The sequence below is a fragment of the Streptomyces sp. NPDC090106 genome (assembly GCF_044747265.1).
Lineage (GTDB): Bacteria > Actinomycetota > Actinomycetes > Streptomycetales > Streptomycetaceae > Streptomyces.
The window spans coordinates 158,132-184,133 of record NZ_JBIVDS010000008.1 but is presented as its reverse complement, the minus strand read 5'-3'; the positions used below and the strand labels follow the sequence as shown (position 1 = coordinate 184,133).

Genomic DNA, 26,002 nt, shown 5'->3' with positions numbered 1-26,002 from the left:
CTCCCGCACCCGCCGGGCTCAGCGTTCCAGCCGGGCCACGCGCCCCTTCTCGCCCGAGGCCCAGCAGCTGAGGTCCGGCGTGCAGTCGACCGTGTCGTAGGAGCCCGTGTCGAGGGTGCGCCAGGTGCGGCCCGCGTCGGTGGTGAGGTCGGTGCCGGCGGGGCCCACGGCGAGGGCGGCGGTGCGGCTGTGCGGGAGCCAGGCGACGCCGGAGCGGTAGGCGGGCGGCGGGGTGGCGGACGGCTGCCAGGTGCGGCCCGCGTCGCGGGTCGTGGCGCCCGCCCGCGGCGACGTCTGGTCGGGGCGGTAGTCACCGCCGACGGCGAGCCCGTGCGTGCGGTCGCGGAAGGCGAGCGCGAAGACGCCCTTGGCCGGGTCGCCCGCGGGGATCGGGCTGTCGGTGGCCGTCCAGGTCAGGCCCCGGTCGGAGGAGTGGAGCACCCGCGCGCGTGCGGCGCCGCCGGTGGCGAGCCAGACGTCCTTCGGGCCGGAGGAGACCAGGCACTGGCCGCTCGCGGCGAACCCGGCCTCGCCGTCGAGCGCGGCCGGCATGCCGTCACTCGGCAGGACCTTCCAGGACCGGCCGCCGTCGCTCGTCGACAGGATGCGGAACCTCCCGTCGACCGGGTCGCTCATCGCGAGGCCGTGGCCGCGGTCGAGGAAGGTCAGGCAGTCGTAGAAGGCCCGGGGGTCGGTGTTGCGGAAGGACTCCGTCCAGGTGGCCCCGCCGTCGTCGGTGCGGTAGACGCGGGACGCCTCGCCCTCGCCGATCGCGAGGACGACGGCGCGGCGCGCGTCGAACGCCTCGACGTCCCGGAACTGGAGGTCGCCGGCCCCGGGCGGGGAGACGTTCCGCCAGCTCGCGCCGCCGTCCGTGGTGCGCAGCACGGTGCCCTGGGTGCCGGCGACCCAGGCGGTGGAGCGGCTCACCGCGGACAGGCCACGGAACCGTACGTCCGGGCTGCCGCTGTCCTTGAGCTCCCAGTGCGGAGCCGGGTGCCGGGCCTCCGCCCGCGCGGGTGCGGCCGTCAGCGCGGCCAGCGCCGCCGCGCACGCCACCCCCGCGGCCACCCCTCTCGTCGTCCGTCCGGTCCGTCGCGTGGTTCCCGAGCGCCTCATGGCGGGCGAAGCTAGCCCACGCGCGCGTGGCCGTCCAGACGGTGTACCTCCCGCCCCAGGCGCCCGGTGCGGCACGGAGGAACCGTCCTGCCCCTCCCGTGCATGGAAAACGGTGACCGAGGTCACTCGGAATTCATGTGCACGGATCGGCCCGTTCCGTCGTCTCTTCCATTGCGCGGTCTCTTCCACCGGGAGGCCGGTCAAGCCCTCACAAGGGAGCAAGGTGTTGTCCACCGTCATCGAGCAGCCCGTAGAGGCCCGTCTCGTCGCCGCGGCCCCGCGGATGCCGAGCATTCCCGCCGTACTGCACTACGACCGGTGCGATCCGTTCGCGGTGCGCATGACCTTCCCGGCCCCGGCCACCCTGGAGGGTGTGGACGTCTGCTGGACGTTCTCCCGCGACCTCCTCGCCGCCGGCCTGGAGGGCCCCGAGGGGCACGGGGACGTCCGGGTGCGGCCCTACGGCTACGAGCGCACCGTCCTGGAGTTCCACGCCCCGGAGGGGACCGCCGTCATCCATGTCCGCACCGGCGAGCTGCGCCGCTTCCTGCGGGCCTCGGACGAGCTGGTGGCCATGGGCCTGGAACACCTCCAGCTCGACCTCGACCACGACCTGGCCGAGCTGATGCGGGACGCGGCCTGATCCTGGCCCCGGCTAGCGGGCGCCGCCCATCAGGGCGTTGAGTTCGCCGTAGTCGTAGCCGTCGGCCAGCGACGCGTACGTGCCCGCGCCGAGCAGCTCCCGCGCGGCGCGCCGCACCAGCGCGTGCACCGCCATGGGGATGCCCGCGCCCGCGCTGACCCGGGCGACGCCGAGCGCGGCCAGTTCGGCGACCGGCGGCGCGCCGGGTCCGGCCATGACGTTCAGCGGCGCGTCGACGCCGTCGGCGAGGAGTTCCACGGTTCCCGGGTCGGTGGCCCCGGGGACGAAGATCCCGTCGGCACCCGCGGCACGGTACGCGGCGGCCCGCTCCAGGGTGAGGTCCACTCCCCCGGCGCCCCGCAGGAACGTGTCGATGCGGGCGTTGACGAACAGGGGCACGCCCAGCGCGTCGGCGGCCTCCCGCGCGGCGGCGATCCGCTCGGACTGCTCGGTGACGTCCCGCAGCGGTCCGGCGCCCTCCTCGTAGAGCGCGTCCTCGATGTTGACGCCGACGGCACCCGCGTGGAGCACCGCGCGGATCGTGTCCGCGACCCCCTCGGGGTCCTTCGCGTAGCCGCTCTCGACGTCGGCGCTCACGGGCACGTCCACGGCCGCCGCGATGCCCGCGACGACGCCGAGCGCCCGGTCCCGGTCCACCCGGTCGCCGTCCGCCGCGCCGAGGCCCCAGGCGAGCCCGGCACTGGTGGTCGCCACGGCGGCGGCACCGGCGTCGGCGATCACCCGGGCGCTCGCGGTGTCCCACGCGTTCGGCAGGACGAGCGGACGGCCGGGGACGTGCAGGGCGCGGAAGGCGAGGGCGCGGTCACGGAGATCGCCGAGGTCGGGGGAGGTCTGCTGGGTCATGGCTCCACTCAAGCAGCGGGGCCGGGGCGGGGCTGGCAGGAATCCGACGTCGACGTGGGACGGCGCGAACGGGTCAGGCGCCGGTGGGCGCCGCCTGCGACGACAGCGCCGTGAGGACGCCCTCGATGGCCTGGCGCGGCCCGCTCCGCCCGGCCAGCCCCGTCAGCCGCTCCTTGTGCCGTGCGCGCTCCTCGGGGGACGCCAGGGTGCGCAGCTCGGCCGCGGCGGCCAGGGTGACCAGCGCCGCGTCCCGCTCGGGGACGTCACCGGCCGGCACCGGCCCGGTCAGCACCCGGCGTGCCTCCTCCCGGAGCGCGTCCACGGCCCGGGTCCGCTCCAGGGTGTAGTCCACGCTGGGGAAGAGCCCGAGCACGCGCCGCTTGCCCGCGCGCAGATAGCCGTCGGCGGCCAGTTGCTCCCGCACCGCGTCGAGCGTCACGCGCGCGTGCAGCGACACCCACGCGCGCCAGTGGTGCGGCAGCGACTCGCGCACCAGTTCAAGGAGCCCGTCGAGGGCGGCGTCCCCGGTGCCGAAGTCCAGGTCCGCCGGGGTGGCGATGCCGTCGTCGTCCACGAGGAGCCCGCGCTGGGCCAGTTCGGTGAGGGCACCGGCGCGGACCAGGTGCGCCGGAGCGCCGGACTCCCCGCTCGCGGGGTCCCAGGACAGCAGGTACAGCCGGGCCGGCAGCGACAGCGGGCCGTTGGGCACGGGGCCTCCTCAGGGTCGGGGTTCGCTTCGGTTCCCGCGCGGTGGATCCGACGCGGTGGTGGTCCCACCGCGGATCTCCGTCGGTGGTTCTCCCACGGTGGCGCCTAATTCGATTGACGGCCTCCGGAGCCCCTCCTACCGTGGACACCGGTCCTGTTGCCGTCGATTGGAGAAGGACGTTGCTCGTCTGAGGTCCTGAGACACCGCGTCGCACACCCGAGGTGTGTGTACGCCGCGTGCGACCTCGGCGTTCGAGCCGTCCTCCGGTGCGGGGCCCTTGCCATGCCGCCCCGCCCTCCCCAGGACCTCCCCTTCCGGTCGCAGGTGTTCTCGATACGCGTTTGCCCCTTACCGCACCGAGCAACCGCGAGGCCCGTATGTCAACCTCCATCACTTGTACCTCCGTCTTCTTCGGCTGGCCCGACGGCAGCCCCGTCTTCGAGGGCCTCGACGTCGCCTTCGGCCCCGGCCGCACCGGGCTCGTCGGCGTCAACGGGTCGGGGAAGTCGACCCTGCTGAAGCTGGTCGCCGGTGAGCTCACCCCGGCCGACGGCGCCGTCCGGGTCGCGGGCGAGGTGGGCTACCTCCCGCAGAACGTCACCCTGGACACCGCGCTGCGGGTCGACGAGGCGCTCGGCATCGCCGCGCGGCGGGCCGCGCTGCACGCCATCGAGGCGGGCGACGTGGCCGTGGAGCACTTCGAGACGATCGGCGACGACTGGGACGTGGAGGAACGGGCGCTGGCCACCCTCGGCGAGCTCGGTCTCGGTCACATCGGCCTGGACCGCACCGTCGGCGAGGTGTCCGGCGGCGAGTCGGTGCTGCTGCGGCTGGCCGCCCTGCTGCTGCGCCGCCCCGACGTGCTGCTCCTGGACGAGCCGACCAACAACCTCGACCTGCACGCGCGCCGCCGGCTCCGCGCGGCCGTCGCGTCCTGGCCGGGCGTGCTGGTCGTCGTCAGCCACGACCGTGAACTCCTCGACCTGGTCGACCAGATCGCGGATCTGCACGCGGGCGAGGTCACCTGGTACGGCGGGAACTTCTCCGCCTACGAGGAGGCCCTCGCCGTCGAACAGGACGCCGCGGAGCGGATGGTGAGGGCCGCCGAGGCGGACTTCCGCAAGCAGAAGCGGGAACTGGTCGACGCCCAGGTCAAGTTGGCCGCCCGTAAGCGCTACGGGCAGAAGATGTGGGACCAGAAGCGCGAGCCGAAGATCGTCATGGGGGCGCGCAAGCGCGCGGCGCAGGAGTCCGCGGGCAAGCACCGCATCCTGCACGAGGAGCGGCTCGCCGACGCGAAGGAACGGCTCGACGAGGCGGTGGAGGCGGTGCGGGACGACGACGAGATCCGTGTCGACCTGCCGTACACGGCCGTGCCGCCGGGCCGGGGCGTGCTGACCCTGCTGGATCTGGAGCTCGCGCACGGCGCGCGGGCGGGCAACCTCGATCTGCGCGGGCCCGAGCGGGTCGCGCTGATCGGGCGCAACGGCTCGGGCAAGACGACACTGCTGCGGACGATCGCCGGGGAGCTGGAGCCGGTGGCGGGCGAGGCGCGGGCGCAGGTGCCGCTGCGTTTCCTGCCGCAGCGCCTGGACGTGCTCGACGGCGCGCTGAGCGTCGCCGAGAACGCGGCGCGGCTCGCGCCGGGCGCCACCAACAACCGGGTCCGGGCGCGGCTCGCCCGCTTCCTGTTCCGGGGCGCCCGCGCCGACCAGCGCACGGACACGCTCTCCGGCGGCGAGCGCTTCCGGGCGGCGCTGGCCGCGCTGATGCTGGCCGAGCCCGCGCCGCAGCTGCTGATGCTGGACGAGCCGACGAACAACCTGGACCTGGCGTCGGTCCGGCAGCTCACCTCGGCGCTGGAGTCCTACGAGGGGGCGCTGGTCGTGGCCAGTCACGACCTGCCGTTCCTGGAGTCGATCGGCATCACCAGGTGGCTGCTGATGGAGGACGGCGCGCTGCGGGAGACCGATGCGGAGGCGGTCGGACGTACCCGTGAGTAATGCGCGTGCGTCTCAGGACGGGCACAGCCTCACAACGAAGGTTTTGCCGAGCTGGACACGCGCTGCATGATGGCTGGGCGGCGCCCCCCTCCGAGGGCGCCGCCAGTGTCCCGCCGATACGGAGTTCCTCGTGCCCAGCAAGAAGGCCCTGATCCGCCGCCCCAGCCCGCGCCTCGCCGAAGGGCTGGTCACGCATGTCCAGCGGGACAAGGTCGACGTCGATCTCGCCCTGGAGCAGTGGGAGGCGTACGCGGAGGCCCTGCGCGCGCACGACTGGCAGACCATCGAGGTGGACCCGGCCGACGACTGCCCGGACTCCGTGTTCGTCGAGGACACCGTCGTCATGTACCGCAACGTCGCGCTGATCACCCGGCCCGGCGCCGAGTCGCGGCGCGCGGAGACCGCCGGGGTCGAGGAGGCCGTGGCGGCGCTGGGCTGCTCGGTCAACTGGGTCTGGGAGCCCGGGACGCTCGACGGCGGTGACGTCCTGAAGGTCGGCGACACGATCTACGTCGGCCGGGGCGGACGGACCAACGCGGCCGGTGTGCAGCAGCTGCGGGCCGCCTTCGAGCCGCTCGGGGCGCGGGTGGTCGCGGTGCCGGTGAGCAAGGTGCTGCATCTGAAGTCGGCGGTGACCGCGCTGCCCGACGGAACGGTCATCGGGCACATCCCGAAGGTGGACCGGCCTTCGCTGTTCCCGCGCTTCCTGAGCGTGCCGGAGGAGGCGGGGGGCCATGTGGTGCTGCTCGGGGGGCACAAGCTGCTCATCGCGGCCAGCGCGCCCAAGACGGCGGAGCTGCTCGCCGATCTCGGTCACGACCCGGTCGTCGTGGACATCGGCGAGTTCGAGAAGCTCGAAGGATGTGTGACGTGCCTCTCGGTCCGGGTCCGGGAGCTGTACGCCTGACCGGGTGATCCGATCACCCGTTCAGCCCTGGGACCTGCGGGTCCCGGGGCTTTTTTCGAGGCTCGAAGATCGCTGGAGGATCGCTGGTCGACAGGGTCTGATCAGGGATCTTTACACCGTTCTTAACCTACGGCTTCGTAACCTACGGTCTCGTAGCCTACGATCCCGTAAGTTCCGGCACCGCTCGCCGGTCGCGTTCCTCGTGTCGTGCGTCCCCCTGGAGTTCCCGTGACGATCGCCTCCCCTCATCTCGGCAGCCCTGCCGTCTGGACCGACGCCAAGCTGCTGTACGCGCTGGAGGAAGTCGTCGAGACGGAGCTCAACCGGCATCTGAAGGTCACCAAGGACTGGATGCCGCACGAGTACGTGCCCTGGAGCGACGGCCGCAACTTCCCCGGCTTCTTCGAGGACGGCGAGGCCTGGGACAAGGAGCAGTCCAAGGTCACCGAGATCGGCCGGATCGCCCTGGTCGTGAACCTCCTCACCGAGGACAACCTCCCCAGCTACCACCACGAGATCGCCTCCCTCTTCGGCCGGGACGGCGCCTGGGGCACCTGGGTGCACCGCTGGACCGCCGAGGAGGGCCGCCACGGCATCGTGATGCGCGACTACCTGCTCGCCTCGCGCGCGGTCGACCCGGACAAGCTGGAGCAGTTCCGGATGGCCCACATGAGCGAGGGCTTCGAGTCGGACAACCGGCACTCGATGCTGCACTCGGTGGCCTACGTCTCCTTCCAGGAGCTGGCCACCCGCGTCTCGCACCGCAACACCGGTCACCAGTCGGGCGACCCGGTCTGCGACCGCATGCTGGCGCGCATCGCGACCGACGAGAACCTGCACATGGTCTTCTACCGCAACCTGCTGAAGGCCGCGTTCGAACTCGCCCCGGACCTGACGATGCAGGCGGTGCGCGACGTGATCGTGAACTTCCGGATGCCCGGCCACGGCATGCCCGGCTTCGAGCGCGCCGCCGCGCAGATGGCGATCGGCGAGATCTACAACATGCGCATCCACCACGACGACGTCATCCAGCCCGTCCTGCGCTACCTGAAGGTGCTGGACATCGACGGTCTCGGTCCGGAGGGCCTCAAGGCGCAGGAGGAACTCGGCCTGTACATGAACGGCCTGGACACCGAGGCGTCGAAGTTCGACGAGAAGCTCGCGGCCCGCAAGGCGCGCATGGCGGCCCGCGCCGGCTGACCACCCGGAACCGGGACTCCGTGAGCGGAGGGCGGGCCTCCGTCCTGTTCCGGCCTGTTCCGGCGATTTACGTCCGCCCCCTGCGGTGCAACGGTGCCCGCAGGGGGTGAACTCCATGGCCCGGACCCATGAGTGGATGTTCTACGAGGTCATGTGGCGCGGCTGGGCGGGCCGGGACCGTATCCCGTATCCCGTGCCCTGGTGGGCGCAGCAGGCCTTCCGCCGCTGGAGCGACGACTACGACTCCGGCACGTACGACTCCAAGGAGGCGGCTTTCGCCTCCAACGCCCTGTACCGGTACTGGCACATGGTCGGCGTCAAGGACCACCGTCAGGAGTCCCTGATCGGCCAGGCAGGCGAGATCGAGCCCGTCTACGACCGGTACAGCCTCTGCTTCTTCCTGCACGACCCGGCGACGGGCACCCCGTACCTGCCCCAACTCCCCGGCGCGGGGCGGCTGGAGCAGCGCATGGAGGCCCCGCATCTGCCGGTCGTCCTGACGACGTTCCGCACGCCGGACGACGTGGAGTTCGTCCAGCGAACCTTCGCCACCACGGTCGGCGCGGCCGGGCGGGACCTGGTCGTCAGCCGGGTGACCGTCGGCAGCCCCACCGGGCGCCCCCGTGAGGGGCTGCTGTGCGCGGCGGTGCTGCCCGCCGGACCGACCGGCTTCCAGCGGCACGGCCAGGGCGGGCGGACCTCCGCCGACCGGCGCCTGACGTTCCTGCGCCACCTGCCGGACGAACGGCGGGTGGAGACCGACTCCGGCTGGGGCCCGGTCTTCGACACCGCGCCCGAGCAGTACGGCGTGTACGGCAACGACGACTTCTCCCTCGACCCGGACACCTACCTCACCCGCAGCGCCTTCCACGACCTCGTCGAGGGCGGCAAGCTGAGCGGGGCGCGGGAGGCCCGGGACCAGGTCGCCGGGATGTGCAGCGCGGTGTTCGCGTGGCCGTTCCGGGTGGCCGAGGACGAGGTCTTCGAGATCGACGTACGGCTGCCCGTCGGCGAGTTCTCCGGCCCGGCCGACCTCGCCGAGCTCAGGGGCACGCCGACCACCGAACTGGAGCGGGCCAACCGGGACTTCTGGACGGCGAAGCTCCTCGGGCAGGGCCTCCAGCCCGGGCTGCCGCGCCCGGTGGCCCATCTCACCGACCTGTTCCGGCAGGCCCGTTCGCAGTTGCTGGTGCTCTCCGACCACGGCGAGATCCATCCGGGCCCGACGGTCTACGACTCCTTCTGGATCCGTGACTCCTCCGTGGAGGCGACGGCCTGCTCGCTGGTCGGCGACACGGCCCTCGCGGAACGGCAGTTGGGCACGCACTACCCCCGGCGCTTCAACCTCGGCACCGGGCGGATCGGGCCGTGCGCCGAGTACGGCTTCTACGGCGGCCCGCACGAGAAGGACGACCGCGAGTGGGACAGCAACGGCCAGGCCCTGTGGGCCATCGGCCGGTTCGACCGCACGCGCGGCCCGCGCGCCGCGTTCGGCGCCAGGGCCTACGTCCCCTACGTCCGGGACGCGGCCCGCTGGATCCGCGACAACCGGGACGGGTACGGCCTGCTGCACAGCGGCTGGAGCGCCGAGCACCTCGGCGAGCGCGACAAGCCGCACTACTGGGACGACTTCTGGGCACTGGCCGGCCTGTACGAGGCCGCCCGTCTCGCCGAACGGATCGGCGCCCAGGAGGTCGCCGAGCTGTGGGGTGCCTTCGACGACCTGAAGCGGGCGACGGGCGACTCGATCCGCTGGGTGCTGGGCGAGCAGCGCGGGCGCGGCGCGTGGGAGACCTTCATCCCGACCGGGCCGGCCGACGTCGGGCGCCTCGACTCGACGATGATCGGCGCGGCGGCGTACTTCCATCCGCTGCGGCTGCACATGGGCAGCAAGCTCGGCGACGACATCGACGCCGCGGCCCGCCACACGCTCGACACGATGTACGCGCACTTCGTCACCGGCGGTTTCCGGCACGAGGCGGCCTGGAACGCCTACGGGCCTTACCTCACCCTCCAGTTGGCGCACGCGTATCTGCTCGCCGGTGATCCGGGGCGCATGGACGCGCTGCTCGGCTGGGTCGTGGAGGCGGGCTTCCCCGAGGTGGCGGGTCGCGCGGTGGCGCTGGGCGCGTGGAACGAGCAGCACGCGTTCACGATCGCGTCCGGCTTCCGCGACATGCCCTACAGCCGCTGGTACATGGGCGACATCCCGCACGGCTGGGCGGCGGCCGAGTATCTGCTGCTGATCCGCGACATCCTCTTCTTCGAGGCCGACGAGGACCGCGATCCGCATCTGTACCTCGCGCCCGGGGTGCGTCCGCACTGGGTGCCGGGCGGGGAGGAGGTGGGCGTGGACGCGGCACCGACGCTGTTCGGCTCGCCGTTCGGCTACCGCCTCGCCCACGATCCGCGCGCGCGGCGGGTCACGGTGGAGATCACCGAGGCGCCGGAGGGGGTGCGGTTCGTCTATCCGTGCTGCTTCGGCGAGGTGCGCTCGGCCGACGCCGGGGGCCGGGAGCTGGTGTGGAGCGGCCGGGACGTGCGGGTGCCGGCGGGGACGGAACGGTTCGGTGTGACCTACGGATGACCGGGCGCGGTCGGCGGCGTCCGGGGCACCCGCACCGGGGCCACGACGGTGGCGTCGGGGACCGTGGTGCCGGGGATCGTGGCGTTACGGACGGTGGTCGGTCAGCGGGGTGCGCGCCGGATGGCGAGGCGTTCCTTCTCCGACAGGCCGCCCCAGACGCCGAAGCGCTCGTCGTTGTCGAGGGCGAACTCCAGGCAGGCGGAGCGGATCGGGCACAGGCCGCAGATCTGCTTCGCCTCGCGGACGGAGCTGCCCGGTTCGGGAAAGAAGAAGTCGCCGCCGGTCTGGGCGCACAACGCCTCGTCCTGCCAGTCGAGGCCGGACGGGGTGGTCGTATCGATGAGCATGTGCAGCATCGTGCACGGACTCGAAAAACGTTCGATCAACGCCGGATCAACGGGCCGTTCGCGGGCCTCCGGCCCCACCGATGGTCCTCGGGGGCGTCCTCGTGCGCACGGCGGCGCGCGGAACGGTCCGGACGTTCGCCGAACTCGGGCGGGCGGTGCGCACGGGCGGGCGGTGAACAGGGGCGATTGTCAGTGGGCGGTGCGAGACTCGTCAGTGCAGAGAACGGGACCCCGCGAAGGAGCGAAGATGCTCACCACCCGCTATGTCACCGGTGCTCCCAACTGGATCGATCTCGGTACCCCCGACATCGACGGCGCCACCTCCTTCTACAACGGCCTCTTCGGCTGGTCCTTCCTCCCGGGCGGGCCCGAGGCCGGCGGCTACGGCTTCTTCCAGCTCGACGGGCGGACCGTGGCCGGCGGAATGCAGACGGGCGCGCAGGACGGGCCGCCGTCGTGGACGGTGTATTTCCGGACACAGGACGCGGACGTCACGGCGAAGGCCGCCGAGCAGGCCCACGGGTCGGTGCTGATGCAGCCCATGGACGTGATGGACCAGGGCCGGATGGCGATCCTCGGCGACAAGGCCGGTGTGCCCTTCGGGGTCTGGCAGCCCGGCCTGCTCAAGGGCCTGGACGTGGTCCAGGAACCCGGCTCGCTGTGCTGGATCGAGCTGTACACGGCGGACCTGCCCATGGCGGCCTGGTTCTACAACAAGATCCTCGGCCTGGAGACCTTCGGCGTGGACATGGCACCGGGCAGCACCTACACGACCCTGAACCCGGCCGGGGAGTCCGAGGACGCCATGTTCGGCGGGATCGTCCCCTTCGCCGACGACCCGCTGGAGGCGGCGGGCGCCCCGTACTGGCTGCCGTACATCGAGGTCACCGACACGGACGCGGTGGTCGACAGGGCCCGGGCGCTGGGCGGCGAGATCCGGCTGCCCGCGACCGACCTGCCGGGCGTCGGCCGCGTCGCCAAGCTGGCCGACCCCTACGGCGCCCGGTTCGCGGTGATCAGGAGCGAGGCCCCGCAGACCTGACACCGCCCGCGCGGAGGCTCCTGCCCGGTCCTGCCGGCACGACCCGCCGGACGGGACCTACGCCGACGCCCGTCGTACCAGTGTCGTGGGCAGGACGACCCCGAAAGGCGCCGCCTCCGCTCCCTCCAGCAGGCGGCGGGCCATCAGGCGGCCCATCTCCTCGATGTCCTGCCGGATGGTGGTCAGCGGCGGATCGGTCTGTTCGGCGACCGGCAGCATGTCGTCGAAGCCGATGACGGCGACGTCGTCCGGCACCCTCAGCCCGCGCTCGCGCAGCACCCGCAGGGCCCCGGAGGCCATCAGGTCGTTCGCGGCGAACACGGCGTCCAGCTCCGGGCACCGGTCGAGGAGCGTGCGCATCGCCCGCTCCCCGCCGCCCGGGGTGAAGTCCCCTTCGGCGACGTACCGCGCGTCGACGTCCCCGCACACGTCCCGGAAGCCCTCCAGCCGGTCCACGGCCGACGTCTGGTCCAGGGGGCCCGCGATATGGACGACATGGCGGCGCCCGAGGCCCACGAGATGCCGTACGGCGTCCCGGGCGCCGCCCCGGTTGTCGCTGTCGACGTACACGGTCTCGTCGCCTGCGGCGGCGCCGTTCCAGCCCGGCCGGCCGCCGAACACGGTCGGGACACCGGCCCGTTGGATGAGTCCGGGCAGCGGGTCGTCCAGGTGCAGCGAGAACACCAGCGCCCCGTCGACATGGCCGCCGGCGAGATAGCGGCCGACCCGGGCGTGGTCGTCACGGCCCTCGGTGAGCAGCAGCACGAGCTGGTTGTCGTGGGCGGTCAGCTCCTTGCTGATGCCGCGCAGCTGGAGCGCGAAGAAGGGGTCGGCGAAGACGCGTGTCTCGGGTTCCGCGACGACGACGGCGATCGCGTCGTGGCGCCGGGTCACCAGGCTGCGGGCCGCCTGGTTGGGCACGTATCCGAGCTCCTCGACGGCTCGCCTGACCCGCTCGACGAGCGTCTCGCGCACTCCGTCCCCGCCGTTCACCACCCGGGACACGGTGGCCCGTGAGACCCCGGCGCGCGCGGCCACGGCCTCCAGTGTGGGACGTGGCGCTGTCTCGGTCACTAAGGCCCCCCTCGTGGTTGCGGCCCAGGATATCCCCGGGGGACCCGTGACCGGGCACGGGATGAGAGCGCTCTCTCGGGGGGGTGGAGCCCTCCCGGCGCAGCCCGCCTCACGCCGGCAGGTCCACGTCCCGTCCGATCCCGTCCCGCCGGGCCCGCCCGTACGCCGTCCACGCCGGCACCAGGCCCTGCCACGGCAGCCCCACCGGCGCGTACACGGTCCGCCGCCCGGCGCCGGTCCGCCCCGGGTGCGCGGGACCAGGTGGCCGGAAGGACGGTGCCGGCCGCGTCGGCGACCTCGCGTGGCGACGGCAGGACCCGCCGGCCGTGGCGCTCGGCGAACCCGGTGGCGCGTCCGGCGTCCGTGTCGTGGACGACCAGGTCGCCGGGGGCGCCCCGCAGGGCGGCGAGCCCGCGCACCAGCGGTTCGGTCTGCGCGCCCGCCCCGATCACGCCGGGCGTGCCGCCCGGGGAGGCGAGTTCGGGGTGCCCAGCGCGACGGCGAGCCCCGTCCACCAGGCTGTGACGGTCGCGGAGTCGAGGAGGGCCGGCAACTCGCCGTCCCGGCCACTGTGCGGACAGACCACCCCGCGCAACGCGGGCCGCACGCCCGGGAACTTGGCGTCGACCTTCACGGTGTACGTCTCGACGCCGGGCAGCGGGCCGGGGATCAGGGCGGTCGCCGTTCCGGGGAACGGCAGGGCGGTCAGGACGCGTCGCCCGGCCACCGCCGCGCCGTCCGCGTCGCGGAACCCGTCCCGCAGGGCGTCGACGCAGACGGCCGGGTCCAGCACGGCTTCGAGGTCGGTACGGGTGAGCGGCAGGTCGCCCGCCCATGATCCGTCAGTGTGCGTGGGCGTGCTCCTGTGCGTGCTCGTGGGGCTCGTAGCCGGGGATCGTGCCGTCGGCGCGCTTCACCAGGAACAGGCCGACCATGCCCATGTCGGAGTGGCTCTGGACATGGCAGTGGTACATCCACGCGCCCGCCCCGACGCCCTCCCCCGCGATGACCTGGAAGCCGAAGGAGTCGGCGGGGCCCACGATCTTGTTGTCGATGACCTGACTGGGGTCGTCGGGGCCGGTGAGCATGCCGGTGCGGTTGTCGGCCCAGCGATGACCGTGCAGGTGGAAGGTGTGGTAGTACTCGCCGTGCGTGATCATCACGAACTCGACGCGGTCCCCGACGGTCGCCTCGAAGTCGGGCCCGGAGTGCGCCGGCCGGTTGTTGATGAGCATGTCGTTGAAGACGATCGTGTACGTCCGGTCGGGCAGGATGTCGCCCTTGCGGCGCACGATCACCGGCCCGTAGAGGCCCTTGCGGATGCCGCCGGTGCCGTGCTCGGTGCCCACCACGTGGTCGTGGTAGTGCCAGTAGCCCGCGCTGCCGGAGCGCCAGGTGCCGTCGGCGCGGCGGCCCGGGACATGGGTGCGCCAGGTGTAGGTGCGGGTGCCGCCCGGCTCGACGTCGCTGTGGTTCAGCGCGGTGCCGTCGCTGGAGGTCTCGTAGTCCAGGCCGTGGACGTGCAGGCTCGCCCTGACGTCCAGGGTGTTCTCGAACTCGATGTGGAGGGTGTCGCCCTCGGTGAGCTCGATGAGCGGGCCGGGGACGGTGGCCTTGCCCTTCTCGAAGCCGTAGCCCAGCTGCCCGTCGGCGAGTTTCTCCGCGTACAGCTTGAGGTGGCGGACCTGGCCGCCCGGTGGCGCCGCCGCGGCGGACGCGGCGGCGTTCGCGGTCTCCGGAGCAAGGGACAACGATGTCGCGGTGGCCCCGGCGCCCACGACGGCCGCACCGCCGAGCAGCATCCGGCGGTTGAAGCCGCGTCGGTCCAGTCTGTTCATGCCGGGCATGCGGAACTCCCCACCCTGGTAAGGGACATGACTCGCGAGGGATCTGAATCGCACGGGATCTGCGTCGCACGGGATCCGAATCGCGAGGGGTGCGACTCGGACGTACCTGTGATGAACCTGTGAGACGGTAGCGGCCCTTCCGCCGTTTATCCACACCCAGGACAAAGTTGGCGCCAACTCGGTCATAGCTATTGGCGAGTTGAGCAAAGAGGTCTAGCTTCCAACGCGCTGTTGCTGTGACCGAGGAGGTGCCCATGCACTTACGAGGGTTGAGCGCGAGAAGACGCGTCTGCGCGACGGGGATCGCCGTCGGAGCCGTGGTCGCCGGGCTGCTGTCCGGCCCCGCCGCACACGCCCGACCGGCCCCCGAACCACCACTGACAACGATGTCCATCAAGTCGCCGCCCGGCGGCGCGAGTGTACGGGTGCTGCTCTTCTACGGTTCCGCCGCGTCCGGCGAGGAGTCGCCGGTCGTGAACGCGGCCATCGAGGCCATCGAGGGGATCGGGCTCTCCGGCCCGGCCGGGCAGCGGTTCGAGACGGAGGCCACCGACGACGCCCGGGTCTTCACCGACGAGGCGGCGCTCGGGAGTTACAACGCCGTCGCCTTCCTGACCGGCGGCGGGGACGTCCTCGACCCGGAGCAGGAGGCGGGCCTGGAGGCCTACATGGAGGCGGGCGGCGGGTTCGTCGGCATCCATGACGCGGCCCGCGCGGAGCCGTACTCCGACTGGTTCACCGGGCTCATCGGCGCCCGTCCGGCGGCGTCGAGCCCGACGGCCGTGCAGCGGGCGACCGTCGAGGTCGGCGACCGGCAGCATCCGGCGACGAAGGACCTGCCGGTGCAGTGGAAGCGGCCCGACCAGTGGTTCAACTGGACGAAGAACCCCTCCGGCGCGGTCCACACCGTCGCCCGCGTCCGGGAGAGCACCTACCAGCCCGGCGCGACGGCCAACGGCTGGGACCACCCCGTCAGTTGGTGCCGTGACTACGACGGCGGCCGGTCCTTCTACACCGGGATGGGCGGCACGGCGTCGTCGTACGACGAGACCGACTTCCGCGCGCATCTGCGCGGCGCCCTGCTGTGGACGACCCGGCTGGTGCGGGCCGACTGCAAGGCGACCATCACCGGCAACTACAAGGCGGAGCGCCTGACCCAGCCCAACCAGCCGGGGCAGAACGACCAGATCGGCGAACCGCACGGGCTGGTCACCGCGCCCGACGGACGGGTGCTGTACATCGGCCGGGGCGGCGCCGACTCCTCCCAGCCGGTGGTCACCGACTGGAACGACCCCGACATCGGCAAGGGCAGGGGCGAGATCCACGTCTACGACCCGGCGACCAAGAAGGTCACCCTGGCCGGCGCGTTGACCGTGTTCGGCAACAAGGGCGGCGGCGACGAGCTGGTGAAGGTCGAGGAGGGGCTGCTCGGCATCGAGCTCGACCCGCGGTTCGAGGAGAACGGGTGGGTGTACCTGCACTACACACCGCACTCCCGGCTGAACCGCGAGACGCGGATCGCCGAGCGGCGGGTCTCCCGCTTCACCCTCGACCTCGCGACGAACAAGCTGGACCTGGGCAGCGAGAAGGTGCTGCTCAAGTGGCCCGTCCAGGTGCACAGTTGCTGCCACGCGGGCGGCGGGATGTCCTGGGACTCGAAGGGCAACCTGTACATCGCGACCGGTGACAACAACTCCAGCCAGTTCAGCGACGGTTACTCGGGCAACAACCCGGTGCCGAACTACAAGGGCGTGTCCTTCGCCGACGCGCGCCGCACCGCGGGCAACACCAACAACCTCAACGGCAAGATCCTGCGGATCCATCCGGAGCCGGACGGCACGTACACCCTGCCGACGGGCAACCTGTTCACCGGGCAGGAGACCGACGAGGGCGGCGGCAAGACCCGCGGCGAGATCTATGTGATGGGCGTCAGGAACCCGGCCCGGATCTTCGTCGACCGGACGACCGACATCCTCTACGCGGGCTGGGTCGGCCCCGACGCCTCGGCGCCGTCGACGACCTGGGGTCCGGCGAAGTACGACTCGTTCGCCGTCATCACCAAGGCGAGCAACCGGGGCTGGCCGTACTGCATGGGCAACAAGCAGCCCTACCGGGACCGCAACCTGCCCGACCCGACGAAACCGCTGGGCTGGTACGACTGCGCCCACCCGAAGAACGAGTCCCCGAACAACGACGGGCTGGTCAACCTGCCGCCGGTCACCGGGAACAACATCTGGTACTCGCCCCAGGGCGGCGCACCGGACTTCCCGCGCGACGCGAACGGCGTCCCTTCCTACCAGCAGTCGCAGTCCACCTATCTGCTGCCGTGGCTCAAGGGCGGCGGACAGGCCGCGATGAACGGTCCCGTGTACCGGTACGACGCCGCGAGCACGAGCGCGGTGAAGTGGCCCTCGTACTGGGACGGCAAGTGGTTCGTCGGCGACTTCTACGACGGTGACCAGCCGCGCAACGCGGTCATCACCGATCCGAGGACGCACGGCGACGGCGGACTGCCGGTGCACTCCGAGTCGCTCAAGAAGATCATCCCGGTCGGCAACGACGGCATCAAGAACCTCATGGACTGGAAGTTCGGCCCGGACGGCTCGCTGTACGTCCTCGACTACGGCCGGGGGTTCTTCACCTCGGACGCCAAGTCGGCGCTGTGGCGGGTCACTTACACCGGCGGCGGGCCGACCCCGGCCGCCGACCGGCTCGCGAGAGGGGCGGTGCGGTGAAACGGCGGATCACCCGGCAACTCACCTGGCGGCGAAGAGCTCTCACGGCGCTGCTGGCCGCCGTGCTGATGATGCTCGGGCTCCAGGCGGCGCCCGTCTCGGCGCAGCAGCCCGCGGAGCCCGCGGCGGCGGCCCAGACGCTGACCTGGACGGCCGGCGACGACATCACGAAGTACGTGTCGGCGCCGACGACGGCCGTGGCGGGACAGGCGACGATCGTCTTCGAGAACAGCGAGGCGACCGGCAACACCATGGGGATGCCGCACACGTTGACGTTCGTGACGAGCGACCCCGAGTTCAACAGCGACGTCTCACTCAACATTCTCGCCAACCCGAACGACGACATGGGCGGGCGGCACACCGCCGAGGTGACCCTCACCCCGGGCCGCTACTTCTACCACTGCACGATCCCGGGCCACGGTCAGATGCAGGGCATCCTGGTGGTCACCGAGGGCACCGGCGAGGACACCACCCCGCCCACGGCGTCCGCCCAGGTGACCGGTACCCGGAACGCCCAGGGCCAGTACGTCGGTTCGGCGTCCGTCGCGCTCAGCGCCACCGACGAGAGCGGCGGGTCGGGAATCGACGCGGTGCAGTACGCGGTCGGCGACTCCGAGGAGTGGCTGCCGTACACCGCCCCGGTCGTCGTCGACCAGGTCGGCGACCACGAGATCCGCTACCGGGCGCTCGACAAGGCGGGCAACGTCTCCGCCGAGAAGAGCGTCACCTTCACGGTCGTCGCGCCGCCCACGGACGACACCACCGCGCCGGAGACCTCGGCGACGGTGAGCGGGGAGCGGAACGCGGACGGCGCCTACCTCGACATGGCGACGGTGACGGTCACGGCCTCCGACACCGGGTCGGGGGTCAACACCATCGAGTACGCGGTGAACGGCGGCGCCTGGACCGCGTACAGCGGGCCGGTGATGGTGCACCAGCTCGGCTCGCACACCGTGCGCTACCGGGCCACCGACAAGGCGGGCAACGTGGCGGCGGACAAGAGCGTCACGTTCACCGTCGTCGCGACCCCCGCCCCGGACACCACTCCCCCGGTGACCGGGGTGACCGTCGAGGGCACGCGCAACTCCAGCGGTGCCTACGTCGGTGACGCGCGGGTGACGGTGAGCGCGGCGGACGAGGGCGGGTCGGGTGTCGACCGGATCGAGTACTCGATCGACAGCGGCCCCTACCTCGCGTACACCGCGCCGGTGGTCGTCGACCGCGCGGGCACCCACACGCTGGCCTACCGCGCGACCGACAAGGCGGGCAACACGGCCGCCGCGCGCACGGTCACCTTCACGGTGGTCTCCAGCCAGGTGCCGGCGCCGAACTGCCCGGAGTTCGACGAGCGGTTGACGGTGATCGTCGGCACGGTCGACTCGGGGGTCCCCAACCGGCTCACCGACAGCCGGTGCCGGATCAACGAGTTGATCGAGGACGAGCGGGAGTGGACGTCCCACGCGCTGTTCCTCAAGCACGTGAAGTCCGTCCTCGACACGCTGTACACACAAGGCGTGGTCGACGACCGTGAGTACGGCGCGATCGACGAGGCGGCCCGTGCGTCCGGGATCGGCACGCCCGGCCAGACCGAGGGCTATCGCACGATCCTCGACGGGAGCGCCGACTCGTTCGCCAAGTGGCAGCAGGTGGGCGGAGGTTCGTTCGCCCTGAACGCCGACGGCTCGATCACCTCGGGCACCGTGCGCGACGGGCTGGGCATGCTCTGGTTCCCCGAGCGCAAGTACGGCGACTTCTCGCTGCGCCTTCAGTGGCGTGACGACGCGCCGGGCACCGGGAACGCCAACTCCGGTGTGTTCGTGCGGTTCCCGTGGGTCCACGACCACCCGGAGGAGTCGCGGCCGGAGTGGGTCGCCATCAAGTACGGGCACGAGGTGCAGGTCCTGGACCGGCCCGACGGCGACCTCTACAAGACGGGTTCGATCTACGGGTTCGACCGCGTGGGCCTGGCCGGCGCGGGCGTGACCCAGAAGGGGACGTGGAACGACTACGAGATCCGGGTGGTGGACCAGCACTACTCGGTCTACCGCAACGGCGTGCTCCTCAACGAGTTCGACAACACCGGCGGGCAGGACTTCTCCCCGCCGCGCTCGGACGACCCCGGCACGGACGGCCGCCGGTTCGCCTCCGGGTACATCGGACTCCAGGTGCACGGCACGACGGACGTGGTCTCGTACCGGGACATCCGGATCAAGGGGCTGTAGGCAGCGACGGGCCGGGCCGAGGAGCCGCCTTTCAGGGCTTCCTGGCCCGGCTCGGCTGCACCCGCTTGGGTTCCCCCGGCATCTTCGGATACTCGGGCGGGTACGGCAGATCACCGAGCCCGTGATCGTGCTCGTCCCGGCGGGCCAGCTCCAGCAGCGCCTCCAGGGAGAACGCGTGCTCGTCCATGTCCGCGTGCACGTCGCCGAGTTCGGCGAAGCGCGCGGGCATGGTCGCGAGGTCGAAGTCCTGCGGGTGCGCCTCGCCGACCTCCTCCCAGCGCAGCGGCGCGGAGACCGGGGCGTGCGGGCGCGGCCGTACGGAGTAGGCGGAGGCGATGGTGCGGTCCCGGGCGGTCTGGTTGTAGTCGACGAAGATCCGCTCGCCGCGTTCCTCCTTCCACCACTTGGTGGTCACCCGGTCCGGCATCCGGCGTTCCAGCTCCCTGCCCACCGCGATCGCCGCGCGCCGCACCTGGGTGAAGGTCCACAGCGGCTCGATCGGCACGAACACATGCAGACCGCGCCCGCCGGACGTCTTGGGCCAGCCGCGCAGACCGCCGAACTCCGCCAGGACGTCCCGGAGTTCGAAGGCGGCACGGACGGCGTCGTCGTAGTCGGTGCCGGGCTGCGGGTCGAGGTCGACGCGCAGTTCGTCGGGGCGGTCGACGTCGTCGCGGCGGACCGGCCAGGGGTGGAAGGTGAGTGTGCCGAACTGGGCGGCCCACAGGACGGCGGCCTGTTCGGTCGGGCACATCTCGTCGGCGCTGCGCCCGCTGGGGAAGGTGATGTGGGCGCGGGGGATCCAGTCGGGCATGTTCTTCGGCGCGCGCTTCTGGAAGAAGGACTCGCCGGTGACCCCGTCCGGGTAGCGCTCCAGGGTGGTGGGCCGGTCGCGCAGGGCGCGCAGGATGCCGGGGGCGACGGCCTGGTAGTAGCGGGCGAGGTCGAGCTTGGTGAATCCGCGTTCCGGGAAGAAGACCTTGTCGGGGCTGGACAGCCGTACGGTCCGTCCGCCCACCTCCAGCTCCACCGCATCGCCCATGCGAGCCACGTTAGGCGCAGCGTCCGGACCTCGCATACCGGGCGAGGCATGACAAATAAGCGCAAAATCGGAGGCATGGATCTGCCGGTCATGCCGCCTGTGAAACCGATGCTCGCCAAGTCCGTGGCGAAGATCCCCCCGGACATGCAGTACGAGGCGAAGTGGGACGGCTTCCGCGCGATCGTGTTCCGCGACGGGGACGAGATCGAGCTGGGCAGCCGCACCGGCAAGTCCCTGACCAGGTATTTCCCGGAGCTGGTCGCGGCCCTGAAGGAGCGTGTGCCCGAGCGGTGCGTGCTGGACGGGGAGATCGTCATCGCGCTGGACGGCCGGCTCGACTTCGACGCCCTCACCGAGCGCATCCACCCGGCGGACTCCCGGGTGCGGACGCTGGCCGGGCGCACCCCGGCGTCCTTCGTCGCCTTCGATGTCCTGGCCCTGGCGGGCGAGTCGCTCCTCGACGTGCCCCTGACCGACCGGCGGGCCCTGCTGGGCGCCGCGCTCACCGATGTCACCCCGCCCGTCCACCTGGCCCCGGCGACGACCGACATCGAGGTCGCGCGGAGCTGGTTCGAGCAGTACGAGGGCGCGGGCCTCGACGGGGTCATCGCCAAGCCCTTGACCCTGCGCTATCTCCAGGACGAGCGCGCCATGTTCAAGATCAAGCACGAGCGGACGGCGGACGTCGTCGTCGCGGGCTACCGCCTCCACAAGAGCGGCCCGGTCGTCGGTTCGCTCCTGCTCGGCCTGTACGACGACCGGGGCGCCCTCCAGCACGTCGGGGTCTCGGCGGCCTTCGCGATGAAGCGGCGCGCGGAGCTGATCGAGGAGCTGGAGCCGCTGCGCATGGACGACGTCACCGGGCACCCCTGGGCGGCCTGGTCCGAGGAGTCGGCGCACGCGTCGGCGCGGCTGCCGGGGGCGCCGAGCCGCTGGTCGGGCAAGAAGGACCTGTCCTGGGTGCCGCTGCGGCCGGAGCGGGTGGCCGAAGTGGCGTACGACCACATGGAGAACGGCGCCCGGTTCCGGCACACGGCCCGGTTCCGGCGCTGGCGACCGGACCGGGAGCCGGAGAGCTGCACCTACGGGCAGCTGGAGGAGCCGGTCCGCTACGACCTGGAGGAGATCCTCGGGCCGGGCGTCTGACCCCGACCGGCGCCGCCGTCTGCGCCGCTCGGCGTAGGCGCGAGATCCATCAGAGCTAATCGAATCGACGATCACGACCGATCGGGTATGGCCACCCATGAACGTATTAACGCAAAATCGTTGAGACGAGACCTTGGGTGGCAACGGTGGGCATGGAACGAAGGGCGCGCGCCTCGCGCGCGGCTACGACGGCGGCACTGGTGGCCGCCGCGCTGACGCTCACGCTGACGACGGCGTGCACGGGCGGTTCCGGCGGCACGGACCGGCCGACGCCGAGGGACGACGGCCGCGCGCCGTCGCGCAGCCAGTCGCCCGAGGAGCGGCCCTCGCAGGAGGTGCTGGCCGCCGCGCCGGTCCTCGCCGTGAAGATCGACAACGTCCGCGCGGCCCGCCCGCAGACCGGCACCGACTCGGCGGACGTGATCTACGCCGAGCAGGTCGAGGGCGGGCTGAGCCGGCTGATGGCGGTGTACGCGACGAAGCTCCCCAAGGTGATCGGGCCGGTGCGCAGCGCCCGCGAGTCCGATCTGGAGCTGCTGCGCCAGTTCGACCGGCCCACGCTCGCCTTCTCCGGCGCGCAGGGCAAGCTGATGCCGCTGATCGACAAGGCGCCGCTCGACCCGCAGGTCCCGGGCACCACGTCCGGCGCCTACTTCCGCGGCACCGACAAGCCCGCCCCGCACAACCTCTACCTCCGCCCGGACCGGCTGATGGCGTCCCCGCCCGGCGCGAGCGCCCTGACGAACGGTTTCACCTACGGCGACGCGCCCTCCGGCGGGACGAAGGACACCGCGGAGACCGTGCGCTACCCGGCGGCGTCCTTCACCTTCGACTGGTCGTCGAGCCGTTCCCGCTACCTGGTCTCGATGGACGGCACCGCGACCGTGACGAGCGCGGGCAAGCGCCTGGCCCCGGCGACGGTGGTCGTGCAGTACGTGAAGGTCCGCAAGTCCGCGTTCCACGACTTCCTCGGCAACAACACGCCGTACACCGAGACCGTCGGCTCGGGCACGGCGAAGGTGCTGCGCGGCGGGAAGGCGTACGACGTCCAGTGGCGGCGGGACAAGGCCGCGGACGGGACGACGTTCACGACGGCCGACGGGGCGCCGGTGAACTTCGCGAAGGGCCAGGTGTGGGTCGTCTTCGCGAAGGCGTCCTGATCAGCGCCGGTTGAGGAGGGGTTCCGCGGGATGGCGGAGCCCCTCCGCCGCGTCCGCGACCCGCTGGATCAGCTCGAAGAAGACGTCCTGCTCGTCGGCGGAGAGCGGGGCGAGGAAGACCTGGTTCATCCGGGCGGTGCGGACGGTCAGCTTGCGGTGCGTGCGCGTGCCGTCGTCGGTCAGGCGCAGCAGGAACCGGCGGCCGTCCTGCGGGTCGCGCACCTTGTCCAGCAGGCCCCGCCGCCCCAGCCTGCTGATCACCTCGGCGATCGTGGACCGGTCGAGGCCCACCCGCTCCCCCACGGTGCGCTGGTCGAGGCCCGGTTCGGCGACGAGCGCGTTGAGGACCGCGAACTGCGGTGAGGTGATCTCCTCCGAGACCATGGTGTTCCACAGCAGGTGATGCGCCTGCTGGAGCCGCCGGGCCAGGTGCCCGGGATGGGTGGTGAGGTCCACCGCGGCCATGTGCGCTCCCGAGGATGTCGATTCGTCCGTGCACTGAACAATACCCGGCACCCCCGCCACTGTCTCCAGCTCGGTCTTCCCCGCTGACCTGGAACGACTCGCACCCCTTGACGGCGGACGCCGACGGTGGCAGCGTGAAGGAAACTTCACTGAAATACTCAGTGCTCTGATTAATGCGCGCCCGGATCAATCCCGCTCGGACGAGATGGAGCTTCACGCATGGACAAGGTGGTCGCCACGGCCGCGGAGGCGGTGGCCGATGTGCCGGACGGCGCGACGCTCGCCGTGGGCGGGTTCGGGCTGAGCGGTGTGCCGAACGTGCTGATCCAGGCCCTGTACGAGCGGGGCGTCGGCGGCCTGGGTGTCGTCTCCAACAACTGCGGCGCCATGGAGTCCGGGCTGGCCGTGCTGCTGGCGGCCGGGCGGATCTCCCGGGTGACCGGGTCCTACATCGGCGCCAACAAGGAGTTCGCCCGGCAGTACCTCTCCGGCGAGCTGGAGGTCGAGATGATCCCGCAGGGCACGCTCGCGGAGCGGCTGCGGGCGGGCGGCGCCGGGATCCCCGCGTTCTACACCCCCGCGGGGGTGGGCACACAGGTCGCCGAGGGCGGCCTGCCCTGGCGCTACGACGGCTCCGGCGGTGTCTCGCTGGCCTCGCCGCCCAAGGAGGTGCGGGACTTCGACGGCACCGAGTACGTGCTGGAGCGCGGCATCCGCACGGACTTCGCGCTGGTGCGGGCGGCGAAGGGGGACCGGCACGGCAACCTCGTCTTCAACAAGTCCACCCGCAACTTCAACCCCCTCGCGGCGATGGCCGGCCGGGTGACGGTCGCCGAGGTCGAGGAGCTCGTCGAGCCGGGTGAGATCGAGCCGGACGCGGTGCATCTGCCGGGGATCTTCGTGCAGCGGGTGGTGGCCCTGACCCCGGAGCAGGCCGCCGACAAGAAGATCGAGCAGCGGACGGTCTCCGCGTCCACGGCACAGGGAACGGTGAGCGGCTGATGGCCTGGACACGTGAGCAGATGGCGGCGCGCGCGGCACGGGAGCTCAGGGACGGCCAGTACGTCAATCTCGGCATCGGCCTGCCCACGCTGATCCCGAACCACCTGCCCGCGGGCGTGGAGGTGATCCTGGAGTCGGAGAACGGCATCCTGGGCACCGGCCCCTACCCCACCGAGGACGCCGTCGACCCGGACCTCATCAACGCGGGCAAGGAGACCGTCACCGTCCTGCCGGGCGCCTCCTTCTTCGACTCGGCGCTGTCCTTCTCGATGATCCGGGGCGGGCACATCGACGTCGCGGTGCTGGGCGCGATGCAGGTCTCCGCCACCGGCGACCTCGCGAACTGGGCCGTCCCGGGGAAGATGATCACCGGGATCGGCGGGGCGATGGACCTGGTCCACGGCGCCCGCACGGTGATCGTCGTGATGACGCACACCGCCAAGGACGGTTCCGCGAAGATCCTGGAGCGGTGCGCGCTGCCGCTGACCGGCAAGGGATGCGTGGACCGGATCATCACCGACCTGGGTGTGATCGACGTGACCGCCGACGGACTGGTGCTGACGGAGGTCGCCCCGGGCATCGCCGTCGACGACGTCGTCGCGAAGACCGACGCCAAGCTGACCGTCGCGGAGGACCTCCTGTGAACAGCACCAGCACCGTCTACGTCGTCGACGCGGTCCGTACACCGATCGGCCGCTACAACGGCGCCCTCGCGAGCGTGCGGCCGGACGACCTGGCCGCCCACGCGATCCGTGAACTCCTCGCCCGCACACCGGCGCTCGACCCGGCGCGGATCGAGGACGTGTACGTCGGCAACGCCAACGGCGCCGGCGAGGAGAACCGCAACGTGGGCCGCATGGCCGCGCTGCTGGCCGGACTGCCCACCTCGGTGCCCGGCGTGACCGTGAACCGGCTGTGCGCCTCCGGTCTGGAGGCCGTGATCCAGGCGGCCCGCGCCATCGCCGCCGGTGACGCCCACATCGCGGTGGCGGGCGGCGTGGAGTCGATGACCCGGGCCCCGTACGTGCTGCCCAAGAACGACAAGCCGTTCCCCGCCACCCACACCGAGCTGTACTCCACCACCCTGGGCTGGCGCATGGTCAACCCGGCGATGGACCCGCGGTGGACCATCGCGCTGGGCGAGTCGGCCGAACTCATCGCCGACAAGCACAAGATCACCCGCGAGCAGCAGGACGAGTTCGCCCTCGCCTCCCATCACAAGGCGGCCACGGCGCGGGAACAGGGCCTGTTCGACGCCGAGCTGGCGCCCGTGCCGGTCCCGCAGCGCAAGGGCGACCCGGTCCTGGTCGACGCCGACGAAAGCGTGCGCCCCGACGCCTCCCTCGCGGCGATGGCCAAGCTCAGGCCGTCCTTCCGCAAGGACGGCGGCACCGTCACCGCGGGCAACGCCTCGCCCCTCAACGACGGCGCCGCGGCGCTGCTGCTGGTCGACGAGGAGGGACTGAAGGCCGTCGGCCGGGAACCGCTCGCCCGGATCTCCGCGACCGGCGTGCACGCCCTGGACCCCGACTACTTCGGCCTGGCGCCCGTCGAGGCCGTCAATCGCGCCCTGGCCAAGGCGGGCCGGACCTTCGACGACCTGTCCGTCCTCGAACTCAACGAGGCGTTCGCCGCCCAGGTACTCGGCTGCGTCGCCGAATGGCCCGAGTTCGACCCCGCGATCCTCAACCCCCAGGGCGGGGCCATCGCCCTGGGCCACCCGCTCGGCGCCTCCGGCGCCCGCCTCGCCGGCACCGTCGCCCACCAGCTCGCCCGCCGGGGCGGCGGAACCGGCGTCGCCACCCTCTGCATCGGCGTCGGCCAGGGCCTCGCCCTCGTCCTCGAACGCTAGGCCCCCCGCACAGTCACCCCCTCGCACACCAGGAAC

General features: G+C 72.0%; 22 protein-coding genes. 13 read left to right on the top strand and 9 right to left on the bottom strand.

Annotated features, from left to right (window positions below; translation table 11 throughout):
- Positions 1–18: 18 nt before the first annotated feature.
- Positions 19–1,119 carry a WD40/YVTN/BNR-like repeat-containing protein gene (locus tag ACIPSE_RS25900; RefSeq protein ID WP_401666464.1) on the bottom strand — a complete coding sequence of 367 codons (1,101 nt, stop codon included), beginning with the start codon at positions 1,117–1,119 and terminating at the stop codon, positions 19–21.
- Between the two features lie 226 nt (positions 1,120–1,345).
- On the opposite strand from ACIPSE_RS25900, the gene ACIPSE_RS25895 reads away from it, so the two are divergent.
- Positions 1,346–1,762, top strand: a complete 417-nt coding sequence (locus ACIPSE_RS25895; RefSeq protein WP_401666461.1) for an SsgA family sporulation/cell division regulator — start codon at positions 1,346–1,348, stop codon at positions 1,760–1,762.
- 12 nt (positions 1,763–1,774) lie between these two features.
- Here ACIPSE_RS25895 and ACIPSE_RS25890 read toward each other — a convergent pair whose 3' ends face one another.
- Both ACIPSE_RS25890 and ACIPSE_RS25885 read right to left on the bottom strand, forming a co-directional pair.
- Positions 1,775–2,626 (bottom strand): isocitrate lyase/phosphoenolpyruvate mutase family protein, encoded by an 852-nt coding sequence (locus ACIPSE_RS25890; RefSeq protein ID WP_401666459.1) that lies wholly within the window; start codon positions 2,624–2,626, stop codon positions 1,775–1,777.
- A 73-nt stretch (positions 2,627–2,699) separates the two neighbouring features.
- On the bottom strand, positions 2,700–3,335 hold the full coding sequence (locus ACIPSE_RS25885; RefSeq protein ID WP_401666456.1) for a GPP34 family phosphoprotein: 636 nt from the start codon (positions 3,333–3,335) through the stop codon (positions 2,700–2,702).
- A gap of 377 nt (positions 3,336–3,712) precedes the next feature.
- Here ACIPSE_RS25885 and ACIPSE_RS25880 point away from each other — a divergent pair, with 377 nt between their 5' ends.
- The 4 genes from ACIPSE_RS25880 to ACIPSE_RS25865 all read left to right on the top strand — a co-directional run bounded on the left by ACIPSE_RS25880 (position 3,713) and on the right by ACIPSE_RS25865 (position 10,032).
- A complete protein-coding gene (locus ACIPSE_RS25880) occupies positions 3,713–5,338 on the top strand; it encodes an ABC-F family ATP-binding cassette domain-containing protein (RefSeq protein ID WP_401666453.1) in 1,626 nt (541 codons plus the stop codon).
- 130 nt (positions 5,339–5,468) lie between these two features.
- Entirely contained in the window at positions 5,469–6,245 is a 777-nt protein-coding gene (ddaH, locus tag ACIPSE_RS25875) for a dimethylargininase (RefSeq protein ID WP_401666451.1), read from the top strand.
- A gap of 228 nt (positions 6,246–6,473) precedes the next feature.
- Entirely contained in the window at positions 6,474–7,445 is a 972-nt protein-coding gene (locus ACIPSE_RS25870) for an acyl-ACP desaturase (RefSeq protein ID WP_401666448.1), read from the top strand.
- 115 nt (positions 7,446–7,560) lie between these two features.
- Positions 7,561–10,032 (top strand): hypothetical protein, encoded by a 2,472-nt coding sequence (locus tag ACIPSE_RS25865; RefSeq protein WP_401666445.1) that lies wholly within the window; start codon positions 7,561–7,563, stop codon positions 10,030–10,032.
- A 101-nt stretch (positions 10,033–10,133) separates the two neighbouring features.
- Here the strand turns inward: ACIPSE_RS25865 and ACIPSE_RS25860 are convergent, their stop codons facing one another.
- Positions 10,134–10,379, bottom strand: coding sequence for a WhiB family transcriptional regulator (locus ACIPSE_RS25860; RefSeq protein WP_401666443.1), 246 nt, complete (start codon positions 10,377–10,379; stop codon positions 10,134–10,136).
- 247 nt (positions 10,380–10,626) lie between these two features.
- Here ACIPSE_RS25860 and ACIPSE_RS25855 point away from each other — a divergent pair, with 247 nt between their 5' ends.
- Positions 10,627–11,421 (top strand): VOC family protein, encoded by a 795-nt coding sequence (locus ACIPSE_RS25855; protein WP_401666441.1) that lies wholly within the window; start codon positions 10,627–10,629, stop codon positions 11,419–11,421.
- A 57-nt stretch (positions 11,422–11,478) separates the two neighbouring features.
- Here the strand turns inward: ACIPSE_RS25855 and ACIPSE_RS25850 are convergent, their stop codons facing one another.
- From ACIPSE_RS25850 to ACIPSE_RS25840, 3 genes are all read right to left on the bottom strand, one after another.
- Complete coding sequence (locus ACIPSE_RS25850) at positions 11,479–12,495, bottom strand: LacI family DNA-binding transcriptional regulator (protein WP_401666438.1); 1,017 nt, start codon at positions 12,493–12,495, stop codon at positions 11,479–11,481.
- Between the two features lie 448 nt (positions 12,496–12,943).
- Complete coding sequence (locus ACIPSE_RS25845) at positions 12,944–13,288, bottom strand: hypothetical protein (protein ID WP_401666435.1); 345 nt, start codon at positions 13,286–13,288, stop codon at positions 12,944–12,946.
- A 49-nt stretch (positions 13,289–13,337) separates the two neighbouring features.
- Positions 13,338–14,324, bottom strand: coding sequence for a multicopper oxidase domain-containing protein (locus ACIPSE_RS25840; RefSeq protein WP_401667241.1), 987 nt, complete (start codon positions 14,322–14,324; stop codon positions 13,338–13,340).
- 272 nt (positions 14,325–14,596) lie between these two features.
- Between ACIPSE_RS25840 and ACIPSE_RS25835 the strand changes: the two genes are divergently transcribed.
- Together ACIPSE_RS25835 and ACIPSE_RS25830 are read left to right on the top strand one after the other, a co-directional pair.
- Positions 14,597–17,077 (top strand): ThuA domain-containing protein, encoded by a 2,481-nt coding sequence (locus ACIPSE_RS25835; RefSeq protein WP_401666433.1) that lies wholly within the window; start codon positions 14,597–14,599, stop codon positions 17,075–17,077.
- A gap of 68 nt (positions 17,078–17,145) precedes the next feature.
- On the top strand, positions 17,146–19,299 hold the full coding sequence (locus ACIPSE_RS25830) for an OmpL47-type beta-barrel domain-containing protein (protein ID WP_401667238.1): 2,154 nt from the start codon (positions 17,146–17,148) through the stop codon (positions 19,297–19,299).
- Positions 19,300–19,330: 31 nt separating this feature from the next.
- On the opposite strand, the gene ligD is transcribed toward ACIPSE_RS25830, so the two are convergent.
- Positions 19,331–20,341 (bottom strand): non-homologous end-joining DNA ligase, encoded by a 1,011-nt coding sequence (gene ligD, locus ACIPSE_RS25825; protein ID WP_401666430.1) that lies wholly within the window; start codon positions 20,339–20,341, stop codon positions 19,331–19,333.
- A 75-nt stretch (positions 20,342–20,416) separates the two neighbouring features.
- On the opposite strand from ligD, the gene ACIPSE_RS25820 reads away from it, so the two are divergent.
- Together ACIPSE_RS25820 and ACIPSE_RS25815 are read left to right on the top strand one after the other, a co-directional pair.
- Positions 20,417–21,487: an ATP-dependent DNA ligase gene (locus tag ACIPSE_RS25820; protein WP_401666427.1), complete on the top strand. Its 1,071-nt coding sequence runs from the start codon at positions 20,417–20,419 to the stop codon at positions 21,485–21,487.
- 152 nt (positions 21,488–21,639) lie between these two features.
- Positions 21,640–22,647, top strand: a complete 1,008-nt coding sequence (locus ACIPSE_RS25815) for a DUF3048 domain-containing protein (RefSeq protein ID WP_401666425.1) — start codon at positions 21,640–21,642, stop codon at positions 22,645–22,647.
- Here ACIPSE_RS25815 and ACIPSE_RS25810 read toward each other — a convergent pair whose 3' ends face one another.
- The gene (locus tag ACIPSE_RS25810) at positions 22,648–23,112 is read right to left on the bottom strand and encodes a MarR family winged helix-turn-helix transcriptional regulator (RefSeq protein ID WP_401666422.1); all 465 of its coding nucleotides are present in this window, start codon (positions 23,110–23,112) and stop codon (positions 22,648–22,650) included. It lies immediately after the preceding gene.
- A 219-nt stretch (positions 23,113–23,331) separates the two neighbouring features.
- On the opposite strand from ACIPSE_RS25810, the gene ACIPSE_RS25805 reads away from it, so the two are divergent.
- The 3 genes from ACIPSE_RS25805 to ACIPSE_RS25795 are packed head-to-tail and all read left to right on the top strand — an operon-like array spanning position 23,332 to position 25,966.
- Positions 23,332–24,114 (top strand): CoA transferase subunit A, encoded by a 783-nt coding sequence (locus ACIPSE_RS25805; protein ID WP_401666419.1) that lies wholly within the window; start codon positions 23,332–23,334, stop codon positions 24,112–24,114.
- Positions 24,114–24,758: a CoA transferase subunit B gene (locus ACIPSE_RS25800; protein WP_401666416.1), complete on the top strand. Its 645-nt coding sequence runs from the start codon at positions 24,114–24,116 to the stop codon at positions 24,756–24,758. Before ACIPSE_RS25805 ends, ACIPSE_RS25800 begins: the two co-directional genes overlap by 1 nt.
- Complete coding sequence (locus tag ACIPSE_RS25795; protein ID WP_401666414.1) at positions 24,755–25,966, top strand: thiolase family protein; 1,212 nt, start codon at positions 24,755–24,757, stop codon at positions 25,964–25,966. Before ACIPSE_RS25800 ends, ACIPSE_RS25795 begins: the two co-directional genes overlap by 4 nt.
- The last annotated feature ends 36 nt before the right edge of the window (positions 25,967–26,002 follow it).

Coding starts and splice junctions, on each gene's coding strand:
- ACIPSE_RS25865 (WP_401666445.1), top strand. CDS start 7,561: ATGGCCCGGACCCATGAGTGGATGTTCTACGAGGTCATGTGGCGCGGC.
- ACIPSE_RS25860 (WP_401666443.1), bottom strand. CDS start 10,379: ATGCTCATCGATACGACCACCCCGTCCGGCCTCGACTGGCAGGACGAG.
- ACIPSE_RS25855 (WP_401666441.1), top strand. CDS start 10,627: ATGCTCACCACCCGCTATGTCACCGGTGCTCCCAACTGGATCGATCTC.
- ACIPSE_RS25805 (WP_401666419.1), top strand. CDS start 23,332: ATGGACAAGGTGGTCGCCACGGCCGCGGAGGCGGTGGCCGATGTGCCG.
- ACIPSE_RS25800 (WP_401666416.1), top strand. CDS start 24,114: ATGGCCTGGACACGTGAGCAGATGGCGGCGCGCGCGGCACGGGAGCTC.
- ACIPSE_RS25900 (WP_401666464.1), bottom strand. CDS start 1,119: ATGAGGCGCTCGGGAACCACGCGACGGACCGGACGGACGACGAGAGGG.
- ACIPSE_RS25880 (WP_401666453.1), top strand. CDS start 3,713: ATGTCAACCTCCATCACTTGTACCTCCGTCTTCTTCGGCTGGCCCGAC.
- ACIPSE_RS25830 (WP_401667238.1), top strand. CDS start 17,146: ATGATGCTCGGGCTCCAGGCGGCGCCCGTCTCGGCGCAGCAGCCCGCG.
- ACIPSE_RS25835 (WP_401666433.1), top strand. CDS start 14,597: ATGCACTTACGAGGGTTGAGCGCGAGAAGACGCGTCTGCGCGACGGGG.
- ACIPSE_RS25820 (WP_401666427.1), top strand. CDS start 20,417: ATGGATCTGCCGGTCATGCCGCCTGTGAAACCGATGCTCGCCAAGTCC.
- ACIPSE_RS25815 (WP_401666425.1), top strand. CDS start 21,640: ATGGAACGAAGGGCGCGCGCCTCGCGCGCGGCTACGACGGCGGCACTG.
- ACIPSE_RS25890 (WP_401666459.1), bottom strand. CDS start 2,626: ATGACCCAGCAGACCTCCCCCGACCTCGGCGATCTCCGTGACCGCGCC.
- ACIPSE_RS25810 (WP_401666422.1), bottom strand. CDS start 23,112: ATGGCCGCGGTGGACCTCACCACCCATCCCGGGCACCTGGCCCGGCGG.
- ligD (WP_401666430.1), bottom strand. CDS start 20,341: ATGGGCGATGCGGTGGAGCTGGAGGTGGGCGGACGGACCGTACGGCTG.